This is a genomic window from Kitasatospora purpeofusca, from assembly GCF_034043715.1.
Lineage (GTDB): Bacteria > Actinomycetota > Actinomycetes > Streptomycetales > Streptomycetaceae > Kitasatospora > Kitasatospora purpeofusca_A.
In genome coordinates this window covers 153,849-166,882 of sequence record NZ_JAXCLC010000008.1, presented here as the reverse complement: position 1 = coordinate 166,882, position 13,034 = coordinate 153,849, and the positions used below count along the sequence as shown (strand labels likewise).

Genomic DNA, 13,034 nt, shown 5'->3' with positions numbered 1-13,034 from the left:
CCGGGGGGGCGGGGTGGGGGGGGGGGGCGGGGGGGCCCCCCCCCCCCCCGACCCGGTGGGATGCCTGCGGCTTCACTCGACTCGCCCCTCCCTTCACTTTGCAAAGTGTGACTTTGCAAAGTGAAGGGAGGGGCGATACGCATGGAAATGACCGGTATGGGTCGAAAATCAGGGCCGGTCGCACTTTGCAAAGTGCACTTTGCAAAGTGTGCGGAGCGGGGGGCGGGGGAGCAGGGGCGTAAAGCGGGGAGCGTGTCGTGCAGGGTGAGAGTGAGGGCCGGTGCCGGGGGTGCCGCGCGGGATCAGCCCAGGGCGTAGACCGTGGTGGCGTGGGCGGCCGGCTCCTCCTCGCCCTCGGCGGTGAGGGTGATGTCCAGGAAGGCGATCCGCCGGCCCAGCTTGGTGACCCGGGCGTGCACCAGGACGTCCTGTCCGACGACCGCGCGCTGGAAGCCGGTGGACTGCTGCACCGTCGTCATCGGGCCGAAGCCGCCCCGGGCGGCGGACACCGCGATCACGCTCGCGGTGTCCGCCGCCGCCATCAGCGCCTGGCCGGACAGCGCGCCGCCCTCCCGGGCGAGCTGGTCGGACCAGGGCAGCCGGAGGACGGCGTGGCGCTCGCCGGTGCCGGTCACCGACAGGCCGAGCGCCTGCACCCAGGGAGCGAAGTTGTCGGCCAGGATCTTGTCCGCCTCGGCGGTGGTGAGGGTCATGCCGTCATTGTGGCGGCCCCCGTGAACGGTGTCAGGGAACCAGCGCGCCCGGGCGTCGAGGCGGCGGACGGCGGCGGGCCGGCTACTCGACCGAGGGGCCGTCCGGCTGCTCCCGCAGGGCCCGGAGCATCAGCTCCGCCAGGTGCAGGGCCCGGCGTCCGTCGGCCAGTTGGGCGATCTGGGTGCGGCAGCTGAAGCCGTCCGCGAGGATCACGGTGTCCGGTCCGGCGGCGCGGACCTCCGGGAGCAGGACCCGCTCGGCGATCGCCGCCGAGATCTCGTAGTGCCCGCGTTCGAAGCCGAAGTTGCCCGCGAGCCCGCAGCACCCGGAGTCCAGGACCCGGTTCCGGACGCCCATCCGCCGCTCGACCCGGCGGTCCGCCGCGCTGCCGAGCACCGCGTGCTGGTGGCAGTGGGTCTGGGTGACGGCGTCCACCGGCAGCTGCGGCAGCGGCGTGTCCGGCGCGTACTCGTCCACGAACTCGGCGAAGGTGCGGGTGCGTTCGGCCAGGGGGCGGCCCTCGGCGCCGAGCAGGCGCGGCACCTCCTCACGCAGGGTGGCGGTGCAGCTCGGGTCCATCCCGACGACGGGCGTGCCGGCGGGCAGGCCGGTGGCGGCGAGCGCGGCCAGGCTGCGGCGCATCACCCCCCGGGCGCCCGGGAGTTGGCCGGTGGAGTACCAGGTCAGGCCGCAGCAGACCGGGCCGGCCGGCAGCCGGACGTCGAAGCCGAGGTGTTCCAGGACCTCGACGGCCGCGCGCAGGACCTCCGGCTGGAGGTGGTTGGAGAAGGTGTCCGGCCAGAGCAGGACGGGCCGTGCGCCCGTCGGGGCCGGACGCCCGGCGCGGCGCCGCCGGTACCAGCGGGTGAAGGTCTCCGGGGGCAGGACCGGCAGTGGCCGGCGCCCGTCGATGCCGCCGAGCCGCTTGAGCAGCGGGGCGGCCGGTGAGCGGGTGAGCGCGTTCACCGGGCCGGGCGCGAGCTCGGCGCCGCGCAGCCACAGCGGCAGCCGACCCATCGCGTAGTGCGCGGCGGGCCTCGGCCGGTGCCGGTAGTGCTGGTGGAGGAACTCGCTCCGGTAGGTGGCCATGTCGACCTGGACCGGGCAGTCGCTCGCACAGCCCTTGCAGCCCAGGCAGAGGTCCAGCGCCTCGCGGACCTCGGCGGACCGCCAGCCGTCCGTGATGGCGGCCCCGGTGCCGGGCGGCGCCCCGGCACCGCGCAGCATCTCGGCGAGCAGCCGGGCCCGCCCCCGGGTCGAGTGCCGCTCCTCGCCGGTGGCCATGTAGCTCGGGCACATCACGCCCGTGGTCGGGTCGACGCACTTGGCGACCCCCACGCAGCGGCGGACCGCCTTGGCGAGACTGCCGTCGTCCTGCTCGTACGGCAGGGCGAGCGGCAGCTCGCGCACCGGCCGCCCGGCGAAGCGGAGGTCGGCGTCCAGGGGGCGCGGATCGGCCGGGGCGCCGGGGTTGAGCAGGTTCTCCGGGTCCCAGATGTGCTTGAACTCGCGGAACAGGCCGATGACTTCGGGCGGGTACATCCGGGGCAGCAGTTCGCCGCGGGCCTGCCCGTCCCCGTGCTCGCCGGAGAGCGAACCGCCGTGCGAGACCACCAGGTCGGCCGCCTGCTCCATGAACTCCCGGAACACCGGCAGCCCTTGCGGCCGCGTGAGCGGGAAGTCGATCCGCAGATGGACGCAGCCCTCGCCGAAGTGCCCGTACGGCACGCCGCGCAGGCCGTGCCGGCGCAGCAGGGCCCGCAGTCCGCGCAGGTAGTCGCCGAGCCGCTCCGGTGGGACGGCGGAGTCCTCCCAGCCGGGCCAGGCCTCGCCGCCGCCGGGCAGCCGGGTCACGATTCCGGCCCCGGCCTCGCGCACGGTCCAGAGCCGGCGCTGCTCGGCCGGGTCGGTGACGACGGCGGCGGTGGCGGTGCGTTCGCGCCGGACGGTGTCGGCGAGCCGGCGGGCGGCGTCGAGGGCCTCGGCCTCGGTGGCGCCGCCGGTTTCCAGGAAGAGCCAGCAGGCGCCGTCGGGCAGCCGGTCGAGGGCGGGCGGGCGCGGTCCGGCGGCGAGCAGCGCGGCGATCAGGTCGGCGGACATGCCCTCGACGGTGAGCGGGCCGAGCGGCAGCAGCGCGGGCACGGCGTCGGCGGCGGCCGTCTCGTCCGGGTAGCCGGCCACCACCAGGGCGCGGGCGGGAGGCTCCTCGACCAGTCGGACGGTGGCGCCGAGCAGCAGCGCGCAGGTGCCCTCGGTGCCGGTGAGGGCGCGGGCCAGGTGGTGGCCGCGCTCGGGCAGCAGCGCGTCCAGCGGGTAGCCGGAGACCCGGCGCGGGAGTTCGGGCAGGCCCCGGCGGATGGTGGCGAGGTTGCGGTCGGTGAACTCCTGGAGCCGGTGGTGGAGGCGGCCCTCGGGGCCGGGCCGGGCGGCGAGGGCGGTGCGTTCGGCGGCGGTGAGCGCACCGCCGACGGTCAGTTCGGTGCCGTCGGCGAGCAGGAGTTCCAGCGACTCGACGTTGTCGGCGGTGCGGCCCCAGGCGACCGAGTGGGCGCCGCAGGAGTCGTTGCCGATCATGCCGCCGAGCGTGCAGCGGCTGTGGGTGGACGGGTCCGGCCCGAACCGCAGGCCGTACGGGCGGGCGGCGCGCTGGAGGTCGTCGAGGACGGTGCCGGGCTGGACGCGGGCGGTGCGGCGCTCCGGGTCGATGCCGAGGACGGCGCCCAGGTGGCGGCGGAAGTCGAGCACCACGGCGCCGGGGCCGATCGCCTGCCCGCCGATGCTGGTCCCGGCGCCGCGTGCCACCACGGGGACCCGGTGGTGGCGGCAGAGCGCGAGGGCGGTGCGCACGTCCTCGGCGTCGGCGGGCTTGACCACGCCCAGCGGCAGCTGGCGGTAGTTGGAGGCGTCATGGCTGTAGACGGTGCGTTCGGCGGCGTCGAACCGGACCTCGCCGCGCAGCGCGGTGGCCAGCTCGCGCGCGAGCCCGGGTGCCGGTCCGGGTGCCGCTCGGCGTGCCGGTACGGGTGCCGGTCCGGGTGTCGGCTCGGGCGTCGGATCCGTGCCGGGGCTGGTGTCGGGGCGGCTCACGGGCGGTCCTCCCTGGCGGTGGCGAACGGTCCCCGCCGATCATCGCAGCCCGCCCCGGAGAACGGCACCGAGGAACGCGCGGAAGGAAGGGGACGCGAGGGCACGGACAAGGGCGCGCAGGCCGGGCGGGCGGACGGGCCCGGAGGAAAAGCGCTGGCGGCGGTCCCGGCGAGTGTGGGACGGTCGGCCTCCGTGATCACCGAGAACCCTGACGACCCCCGCCGTTTCCTCGCCCATCTGCCGGTCGGCGAGCGGCTCCCGATCCCGGAGGACGCGGCGCCTTCCTGGTCGATCTTCCCCTACGAGGGTGAGCTGACCGTCCGTCCGCTGGACGCCGCCGAGCTGCCCGAGCCCGGTCGGCACGGCGAGGCAGGGGCGGAGGAGTGCCACGAGTGCCGCCGTCCGGACGAGGACTTCGTCTGGACCGACGAGCACTGGCGGTTGAAGGCCTTCGACGCGCCCCACGGCCTGCCCGCCGTGCTGTTCCTCGGCCCGCGCGACCACCACGACCTGATGGACCTCCCGCCGGCCCGGGCGGTCGAACTCGGCCCGATGCTCCAGCGGGCGGAGCGGGCGGTCCTGGCGCTCGGCGGTGTCGGGCGCGTCCATGTGAACCGCTGGGGCGACGGCGCGGCCCACCTCCACCTGTGGCTGATCGCCCGCCCCGAGGGCCAGCGCCAGCTGATCGGTTCCACTCTCGCGCTCTGGATGGACCTGCTCCCGCCGCTGCCGGACGAGCTGCGCGCCGACACCCTGCACCGCATCGCCACCGCCATGGCCGCCGACGGCGGCACGGCGCACGCCTGACCCGGCGGCCCGGGGGCGGCACGGATCCGCGCCGCCTGTCGGCCTCGCCCCCCGCCCCGTCCCCCGCCCCCGCCGTCAGCGGCGGCGGGAGGCGCCGGTGAGGGTGCCGGCGGCGATGTGGGAGAGCTTGGCCACCTCGAAGGCCGGATAGGCGCCCCCGGCCAGCAGGGAGAACTTGACGCCCTCGCGTCCGCCGGGGCGGCGGTGGCCGGGCGGCTGGAAGCGCCGGTGGTGTTCGGCCGCGCGGTGGAAGAACTGCGGGCGCTCGGCGCGGGCGACGCAGCCGGCCAGGTCGAAGACGAACAGGTAGTGCCGGATCATCCGGGTGAACAGGGCGTCACGGACCGCCCCGGGGACGTCCAGCTCGTCCAGCAGCGCGAAGGTCCGCTCGTACTGGTCGAAGAGGTCGAAGCTGCTGCTCCCCGGCGAGCCGGTCGGGTGGACGGTCTCGCGGCGGCGCAGCTGCACGCAGGCGCGCGGCAGGACGGCGATCCGCCGGGCCGTCAGCATCGCCCGGTGGACGACGGGGACCTCCTCGTAGCGGCCCTCGGGGAAGGCCAGCGCCTGCTCGTGCCAGTGCTCGCGCCGCACCAGGCGGTCCCAGATCAGCGGCGGCGCGCCCAGCAGCTCCGGACGGTCCGCCGGACCGAACACCTCGGGTCCGGCCTGGGCCAGCAGCGTCTCGGCGCCGCCCGGCCAGTCCCGGCCGGCGTGCTGGCGGGTGTGCCCGAACAGCAGCAGGTCGACCGGCCCGGTCCGCTCCAGGTGGTCGGCGAAGGAGCCGAGGGCGTCGCGGGCGAGCAGGTGGTCGGCGTCCAGGAACAGCAGGTACTCGCCGCGGGCCCGGGCGGCGCCCGCGTTGCGGCCGAAGCCGACGCCGACCGCCGCGTCGAGCTGGAGGACGGCGACCTGGGGGTGCCGGGCGGCGTAGCGCTCGACGAGCTGGGCCGGGCAGTCGGGGGACCGGTCGGCGACCACCAGCACCTCGAAGTCGCGGAAGGACTGGGCGAGCAGCGAGTCCAGGCAGTCCGCCAGCTGTTTCTGCTGGTCGTAGGCGGGGATCACGACGCTGATCAGGGGTGAGGGCATGACGCCGGAGCGTAGGAGCGCCTGCGAACGGTGGCAAAGCCCTGACGGTCCGTAAATACGGCCAAGACCTGTCAAATCGTATGTACGTGCGCCATATCTTCACCAGCCGCCCCGGTCGCGTCCACGTCAGGAACCTCCGCTCCGCCCGACGTCCCCCGCCGCGGATGTCCCCCACCGCCGATCTCCCCTGCCGCCGACGGCCCCGCCGGCGGTTGGGCGCGCGGCATCCGCCGGCGGCGGGCAGTCTGGAGGCGATGCCGCGGGGACGCCGCGGCGGCGCGCGGACGGAGGCGGGCATGGAGCAGCGGACGCCGCCGCCCCGGCAGGGCGAGCTCACCGCCTTCCTGGCCCGACTGACCTCCGTCCTGCTGAGCAACAGCGGCGAGGGCGTCCAGCGGCTGGAGCCGGACGTCGTCGGCGCGGCGCGGGCGTTCGGCGGTGCGGCGCGCCTGCTGGTCGTCCCGGACGGTGCGGTGCTGACCGTCACCGCCGGCGGCGAGACCGGCACGGTGACGGTCCGGGCGTTCCCCGAGGTGTTCCGGTTGGACCAGGTCGCCGCCGTGAAACCGCTGCTCGCCGAGGTCGCGGCCGGCCGGCTCGACCTGCCCGCCGCGGCCGCCCGGCTCGCCGCCATCGACACGTCCCCGCCGCCGTACCCGTGGTGGGTGAAGGCGCTCGGGATCGTGATGTTCGCCGTCGGCTTCGCCCCGCTGATGCAGCCGACCTGGTGGGAGATCGGCTCCACCGCCGTCCTCGGCGCGGCGAGCGCGGCGCTCGCGGTCGGGGCGGCCCGGTGGCCACGGCTGGGCGCGGTGCTGCCGTTCGTGGCGGCCGTCCTGGTGTCGGTGATCGCGCTGCTGGTGTTCGCCCGGACCCCGGAGCACGGCGGGCCGGTGCTGATCATGCTGCCCGCGCTGTTCTTCTTCGTCCCCGGCGACTATCTGAGCGCCGCCGCCGCCGAACTCGCCGCCGGGCACATCACCCCGGGCGCGGTGCGACTGGTCTACGCGGTGTTCCTGCTGCTCCAGCTGTACGTCGGGGTGCTGGTCGGACTCGCCGTCACCGGACGGGACCGGCACGCGCTGTTCGACCTGGCCGCCGCGCAGGACCTGCCGCGCTGGGCGCTGTTCACGGCCTGGGTCGTCTTCACGGCCGGCACCGTGCTGGCCTTCGCGATCCCGCTGCGGCTGGGGCCGCCGCTGCTGCTGCTGGTCTATCTGACCGTGGCGGTGCAGACGCTGTTCACCTGGCTGGCCGGCGAGGTCACCGGGACCTTCGTCGCCGCCGCCGCGCTCAGCGCCGCCGCGACCAGGGTCGCCGGCCGGCCGGCCGCGCCGCCGCGACTGATCCTGCTGCTGCCCGGCTTCTTCACCCTGACCGTCGGCTCGCTCGGCATGCGCGGGCTGACCGATCTGGCCGGCGGCCACCCCATCGCGGGCTTCCGCGATCTGACGCAGTTGGTGACGCTGGTGACGACGATCGCGGTGGGCCTGCTGGCGGGCGAGGTGCTGGCGGCCGTCCGACGCGGGCCGTGAGCGGGGCGCCGGGTCCTGAGCGCGTCCGGGTCCCGAGCAGGGCACCGAAGGCTGGAGCGGGCCGGAGCGGGGTGCCGTCAGACGGAGCAGCCGGCCGCCGGGACGGAACGCTCCGCCGGGACGGCGGCCAGCTCGCGCAGGTACCAGTCGAGCCGGTTGCCGGTCGGTTCCCGCACTCGTTCGGAGTACCGGAATCCGGCCCGCCGGGCGACCGCCGCCGAGGCGGTGTTCTCCGGGTCGACCCGGATCACGCCCTCGCTCGCGCCCTCCTGCGCGGCGTACCGGCACACCAGGTGCACCGCCCGGGTCATCAGGCCCCGGCCGCGCCAGGCGGGGTAGAGGCCGTAGGCGATGTTGACCTGCCCCGGGGCCAGGCGCGGCATCGCGAACCGCAGGTCGATCGTGCCGACCAGTACCGGCTCCGGCCCGGTCCGGATGCCGAACACCCGCGCCGGCCCCCGGTACAGCCACTGCGCGGTGCACCGCCGCACGTACTCCTCGGTGCCCGCCCGGGTGCTCGGCCCGCCGTTCAGCCAGCGCACCAGCTGGTCGTCCTCGCCCGCCAGGTGCGCGTCGATGTCCGCCGCCCGGAACGGCGTGAGCGTGACGACCCCGTCCGAGAGCCTCACCTGATCCATGCGCCCACTCTGGCCCGGCGCGCGCCCGCCGGGCCACTGGGATTTCGGCCAGCCCGCACCCGAACGTACCGTCTGCGAAGTACCGCGAACCGTCCTCGAACGAGCCCCCGGCGAGCCCTCGACGAGCACTGAACGACCCCTCGACGAGCGTCGGGCGAGCCTTGAACGAGCCCCGGACCGCCCCCGGACGGGGCGGGGACGGCCGGGAGGCGTCGCATCCGGCGGGTCCGCTCAGCGGCCGGTCCGCGTCGTCGTGCCGCGCAGCAGGAGCGCCACCGCGACGGCGGCGAGGGCGACGACGCCGGCGGCGGTCAGCACGGTCAGGTGCATCGCGTCGACGAAGGCGTCACGGGCCCGGTCGGCGACCGGCGGCCCGAACCGGGAGGCGGCGGCGAGCGAGGAGCGGGCGGCGTCGGCGAGCTGCGGCGGCAGCCCGGTGACGTCCACCCGGTCGCGGTAGCCGGCCGTCAGGACGCTGCCGAGCACGGCGATCCCGAGGGCGCCGCCCAGCTCCCGGGCCAGGTCGTTCATCGCCGAGCCGACGTTCTGCAGGGCGCTCGGCAGGGCCTCGGTGATGGCGGTGGTGGCGGGCGTCATGGCGAGCCCGGAGCCCAGGCCGAGCGGGAACAGGACGGCTGCCACCAGCCACCCGGAGCTGTCGGCGTCCAGCAGCGCGAGCGAGCCCAGCGCGCCCGCGATCAGCAGCAGACCCGCGACCCAGGGGCCGCGCGCGCCGAACCGGTCGGTCAGCCGGGGGCTGAGCCGGGCGGCGGGCATCATCCCGAGCGCCATCGGCAGCAGCGCGACGGCCGCCGCCAGCGCGCTGCGCTCCCGGACCAGCTGGAGGTACTGCATGATCACGAAGAGGTAGCCGAAGAAGGCGAAGAACTGGCAGGTGATCGACAGCGTCCCGGCCGCGAACCGGCGCTCGCGGAACAGCCTGGGGTCCAGCAGCGGATGCCGCCGCCGCAGCTCCCAGCGGACGAAGCCGGCCAGCAGCGCCAGCCCGGCGAGCGCGCCGACGAGGGTCCACGGGTCGGCCCAGCCCCGGACCGGCGCCTCGATCACCGCGTAGACCAGGGAGCCGAGACCGGCGACGGCCAGCAGGGCGCCGACGAGGTCCAGCCGGGGAGCGTCCGGCTCGGCGGACTCCGGGACGAACAGCAGCGTGCCGGTCAGGGCCAGCACCGCGAGCACCACGTTCAGGACGAAGATCGACGGCCAGGACCACAGCTCCAGCAGGATGCCGGTGGCGAACAGGCCGAGCACCGCCGCCGCGCCGGCGACCGCCGCCCAGGCGGCGACGCCCCGGGCCCGCCGCTCCGGCGGGAAGGTGCTGGTGATCGTCGACAGGGTGGCCGGCATGACCAGCGCCGCGCCGACGCCCAGCAGGGCGCGAAGCGCGATCAGGGCGCCGGGGTCGGTGGTCAGCGCGGCGAGACCGGAGCCGGCGCCGAACAGCGCCAGACCCACCAGCAGGGCCCGCCGTCGCCCGAACCGGTCCCCGAGGGCGCCGGCGGGCAGCAGCAGGGCGGCGAACACCAGGCTGTAGGCGTCGATGATCCAGGACAGCTGGGTCTGGCTGCCGCCGGTGGCGCGGGCGATGTCCGGCAGGGCCACGTTGAGCGAGGCCATCGCGGCGACCACGGTGGCCAGCGCGAGACAGGTGACGAGGAGGACGGCGCGGTGACGGCGGTCCGGGGCGGCGGGGGCGGCCGCCCGGTCCGGTGGCGCGGCGGTGGCGGGCATGGCGGGACTTCCTCACGCTGGTCGGTCGGTGCCCGACCAGCGTGGGCGCGCTGCGGCTAGCATTTCAACCATGATGAATTCCTCCGAAGCGCCGGGCGGGACCCGGAGCGAGACCCGGACCGGTGCGCCGACCCAGGAGCCGACCAGGCCGACCCAGGAGCCGACCGGCGGGCCGGTGCCGCGCCGGGGTCGGCGCACCGGGAACTCCGGGGCCAGGGAGCAGATCCTCGCCGTTGCCCGCCGCCGCTTCCTGGCCGAGGGGTACCAGGCGGTCACGCTCCGGTCGGTGGCCGCCGAGGCGGGCGTGGACCTCGCCCTGGTCAGCTACTACTTCGGCAGCAAGAAGGGCCTGTTCGGGGCGGCCCTCGCCCTGACCGGGAACCCGGCGGTGCTGCTGGCCGGAGCGCTGGACGGAGAGCTGGAGACCTTCCCCGAGCGCGCCCTGCGGCTGCTGCTCGGTGTCTGGGACGCCCCCGACAGCGCGGGTCCGCTGCGCGCCATGATCGGCGGCTCGGCGCTGGACCCGGCGGTCGCGCTGCTGGTGGGCGAGGTCGTGCAGCGCGAGATGGTGGACCTGGTCGCGGCCCGGCTCGGCGGTGCGGACGCCCGTCGGCGCGCCTGCCTGTTCGGCACCCAGCTGGCCGGGCTGATCATGGCCCGCTACGTGCTGCGGCTCCAACCGCTCGCCGCCCTGTCGGCCGATGAAATCGCCCGCTCGTATCTGCCGCTGCTGCGCCAGGCACTGTGGGGGCGCCCGGGCGGCCCCGGTGCTCCTGGTGCTCCCGCTGCTCCCGGCGGCCCCGGTGCTCCCGGCGGGCGGAGGGCGGGAGGTGCCCGGGTCTGACAGCGGTCCCGCCCGCGCTCCGGCCGGGCCCCGAACGCGGCCGAGCCCGCAGGCGGGGGCCTGCGGGCTCGGGGCGGGGTGCCGGGTCGGTGGGGTACCGGGGCCGGCTCAGTACCAGTGGTGGGACTGCCAGAACGACCAGGCGCCGCAGGGGCTGCCGTAGCGGGAGTTCATGTAGTCCAGGCCCCACTTGATCTGGGTGGCCGGGTTGGTGCGCCAGTCCGAGCCGGCCGAGGCCATCTTGGAACCGGGCAGGGCCTGGACCAGGCCGTACGCGCCGGAGGAGGCGTTGGTGGCGGTGACGTTCCAGCTGCTCTCGCGCGACACGATGCTGTTGAAGCACTGGAGCTGGCCGGCCGGGACGATCTGGGCGGCGATCTCGCGCGGGCTGCCGGAGTAGGACGGCTTGCTGTTCAGCGCGGAGCGCTCCTGCGAGCGGGAGGCGGCGGCGTCCGACTTCGCCTTGGCGTCGGCCTGCGCCTGCGCGGCGGCCTTGGCCTCAGTCTCGGCCTGGGCCTGGGCCTGGGCCTGCGCCTGGGCCTGGGCCTGGGCCTGGGCCTGCGCCTGTGCGGAAGCGGCGGCGGCGGCAGTAGCGTCGGCCTCGGCCTGCGTGGCGGCCTGCGCGGCGGCCTGTGCGTCGGCCCGGGCCTTGGCGTCCGCCTCGGCCTGCGCCTGCGCGGCGGCCTGCGCGTCCGCCGAGATCCCGCCGGTGGTGGCGGCCACCGCGGCGACGGGCGCCTCGGCGACGGCGGTCCCGCTCTCCGGGATGGCGAGGGCGGCGGTGGCCGCGCTCGCCACCACGAGGGTGGCGATACCGGTGATCAGCGAGTTGCGGCGGGCATGGCTGAGCTGCATGAAGCGGACAATCCTTTTCCGTCGGGGTGCCGTCAGGGCCTGGGTGGCCGTCCGGGCGGCCGCCGCCCCGGGCGGGGTGGCGGCACGGGCGCCGGGCATCACACGGGCCCGCTCGGGGGAGCGGCCCGTGGTGGCGTACGGGACGGCCGTGGTGTGCGTGCCCCGACGAAGGTGCGGGGCGGCGGGAGCTGCGCGGCGGGGGGACCGACCGCGCTGCCTGGCGACGGACCATTCTTGGCAGAGTCCGGAACGAGCGGCAAAGGCGCCTGCTACTACGGCCGGTAGTGGCAGCAGGACCCCGAAACGGCGAAGCGCCCGGCCAGTGGCGGGCGCTTCGATGGGATTTGTCCGTTTCGGGGAATCAATGGAACGGGCCCGGGATCGTCCATCGATGATCGGCCCGAACCGGCCGACCACCTGAGTTCTCGGGGTTCGTGACGGCCGGTCCAGCGTTACGGCCGGGTCCCGGGCCGTGGGGCCCCGGTCGGGGGCTGCGGGCCGCCGTGCGGACAACCACTATCGGCGGTAGTGGATCGCCGGAGCCCTGTGGGGGGCCTCACACGCGGGCCCTGCGAACCGCACGCGGTGTGACGGTCCGGTCACGCGCTCCGGTACGGGTTCGGCTCCGCAGGCAGCGGCGCACCGGCGTACGGGTTCTCGGCGTAGGGGTTGGCCGCCGCGGGCTGCTGCGCCCGGTACTCCGGCAGGTCCGGGACGGCCGCCGGGTCCGGTGTCTCCCCGTCCGCCGCGTCGCCGTCCTCCGGATCCTCGTCCGCCGCGGGCTCCTCCTCGACCGGCAGCAGGTCGCGCGCCAGCAGGGTCGCCCCGGCGACGGCGCCCGGCATGGCGACCACCGTCACCAGCGGGACCAGGAACCCCAGCACCAGCGGCACGCCGAAGCCGAAGGCCAGCCCGAGCCGCCCACGCAGCAGCCGCAGCCGCTCCCGCTGCGGCACACCGCGCCGCTGCAGCGCGACGGAGGTCAGCTCCAAGGTGAGGAAGAAGCCGGAGACCAGGAAGCCCAGCACCGGGACGACGGTCTGCCCGACCACGGGGATGAACCCGGCCGCGAACAGCAGCACGCCGAACCCGCCCGCCCGCACCAGTACGAAGAGGCTGTCCCGGGCCGCCACCACCAGTTCGCGCCAGAGCGGCACGTCCGGCGGGGTCGGCGCGCCGCCCTCGGTCTCGTCGACCTTCTCGCAGAGCTCCTCGTAGAACGGCTGGCCGACCAGCAGGGTGACCGCCGTGAAGGTGAGTACGGAGAGCAGCAGCCCACCGACGAACACCAGCGCCGCGAGCGTGGTGCGCAGCAGGTCCTGCCAGAACGGGGCCCAGTGGTCGGCGAACGGGGTGGCCCAGGCGGCGATGTCGCCGGCCCAGCCGCCGAGGAAGAACAGCGCCACCACGTAACCGGCCAGGGTGATCAGGGCCGGGATCATCCCGAACGCCCACCAGCGGCCGTGCCGCGCCACCCACTTCTGGCCCTTGGCCAGGTACCCCATCCCCGCTGCAAGATCTCGCATGAGGGGAAGGGTAGGTGCTGACGGGTCGCCGGGTCATGTCCGTCCCGTCACGGAACGGAACCGGTGGTTCCCCACATAGTTCCCCCTAGTGGTTCCCCGCAGTGGTTCCCCCGCACGGGGTCGCGGAGCGGGCGCGACGGCACCGGGCCCGGGAGCCTCCGCAACGGCTCCCGGGCCCGGTGCCCGCGGA

At 75.7% G+C, this 13,034-nt stretch carries 10 protein-coding genes; 3 read left to right on the top strand and 7 right to left on the bottom strand.

The genetic code is table 11. The annotated features are described in order from the left end of the window. Positions 1 to 302: 302 nt before the first annotated feature. Positions 303 to 713, bottom strand: coding sequence for a PaaI family thioesterase (locus SM793_RS06885; RefSeq protein WP_320437125.1), 411 nt, complete (start codon positions 711 to 713; stop codon positions 303 to 305). An 82-nt stretch (positions 714 to 795) separates the two neighbouring features. After that, positions 796 to 3,684 (bottom strand): FAD-binding and (Fe-S)-binding domain-containing protein, encoded by a 2,889-nt coding sequence (locus SM793_RS06880; protein WP_320437134.1) that lies wholly within the window; start codon positions 3,682 to 3,684, stop codon positions 796 to 798. A gap of 309 nt (positions 3,685 to 3,993) precedes the next feature. Here SM793_RS06880 and SM793_RS06875 point away from each other — a divergent pair, with 309 nt between their 5' ends. Continuing rightward, positions 3,994 to 4,608: a hypothetical protein gene (locus tag SM793_RS06875; RefSeq protein WP_320437124.1), complete on the top strand. Its 615-nt coding sequence runs from the start codon at positions 3,994 to 3,996 to the stop codon at positions 4,606 to 4,608. 75 nt (positions 4,609 to 4,683) lie between these two features. Here SM793_RS06875 and SM793_RS06870 read toward each other — a convergent pair whose 3' ends face one another. Beyond that, complete coding sequence (locus SM793_RS06870; protein ID WP_320437123.1) at positions 4,684 to 5,697, bottom strand: glycosyltransferase family A protein; 1,014 nt, start codon at positions 5,695 to 5,697, stop codon at positions 4,684 to 4,686. A gap of 296 nt (positions 5,698 to 5,993) precedes the next feature. Here SM793_RS06870 and SM793_RS06865 point away from each other — a divergent pair, with 296 nt between their 5' ends. Further along, positions 5,994 to 7,232, top strand: a complete 1,239-nt coding sequence (locus tag SM793_RS06865; protein WP_320437122.1) for a threonine/serine exporter family protein — start codon at positions 5,994 to 5,996, stop codon at positions 7,230 to 7,232. 77 nt (positions 7,233 to 7,309) lie between these two features. Here SM793_RS06865 and SM793_RS06860 read toward each other — a convergent pair whose 3' ends face one another. Together SM793_RS06860 and SM793_RS06855 are read right to left on the bottom strand one after the other, a co-directional pair. Then, positions 7,310 to 7,870 (bottom strand): GNAT family N-acetyltransferase, encoded by a 561-nt coding sequence (locus tag SM793_RS06860; protein ID WP_320437121.1) that lies wholly within the window; start codon positions 7,868 to 7,870, stop codon positions 7,310 to 7,312. A gap of 231 nt (positions 7,871 to 8,101) precedes the next feature. Beyond that, a complete protein-coding gene (locus SM793_RS06855; RefSeq protein WP_320437120.1) occupies positions 8,102 to 9,619 on the bottom strand; it encodes an MFS transporter in 1,518 nt (505 codons plus the stop codon). A gap of 70 nt (positions 9,620 to 9,689) precedes the next feature. On the opposite strand from SM793_RS06855, the gene SM793_RS06850 reads away from it, so the two are divergent. Then, on the top strand, positions 9,690 to 10,463 hold the full coding sequence (locus SM793_RS06850) for a TetR family transcriptional regulator (RefSeq protein ID WP_320437119.1): 774 nt from the start codon (positions 9,690 to 9,692) through the stop codon (positions 10,461 to 10,463). A 108-nt stretch (positions 10,464 to 10,571) separates the two neighbouring features. On the opposite strand, the gene SM793_RS06845 is transcribed toward SM793_RS06850, so the two are convergent. Further along, the gene (locus tag SM793_RS06845; protein ID WP_320437118.1) at positions 10,572 to 11,318 is read right to left on the bottom strand and encodes a lytic transglycosylase domain-containing protein; all 747 of its coding nucleotides are present in this window, start codon (positions 11,316 to 11,318) and stop codon (positions 10,572 to 10,574) included. A gap of 599 nt (positions 11,319 to 11,917) precedes the next feature. Beyond that, positions 11,918 to 12,844, bottom strand: coding sequence for an EI24 domain-containing protein (locus tag SM793_RS06840; protein ID WP_320437117.1), 927 nt, complete (start codon positions 12,842 to 12,844; stop codon positions 11,918 to 11,920). Positions 12,845 to 13,034 lie beyond the last annotated feature (190 nt).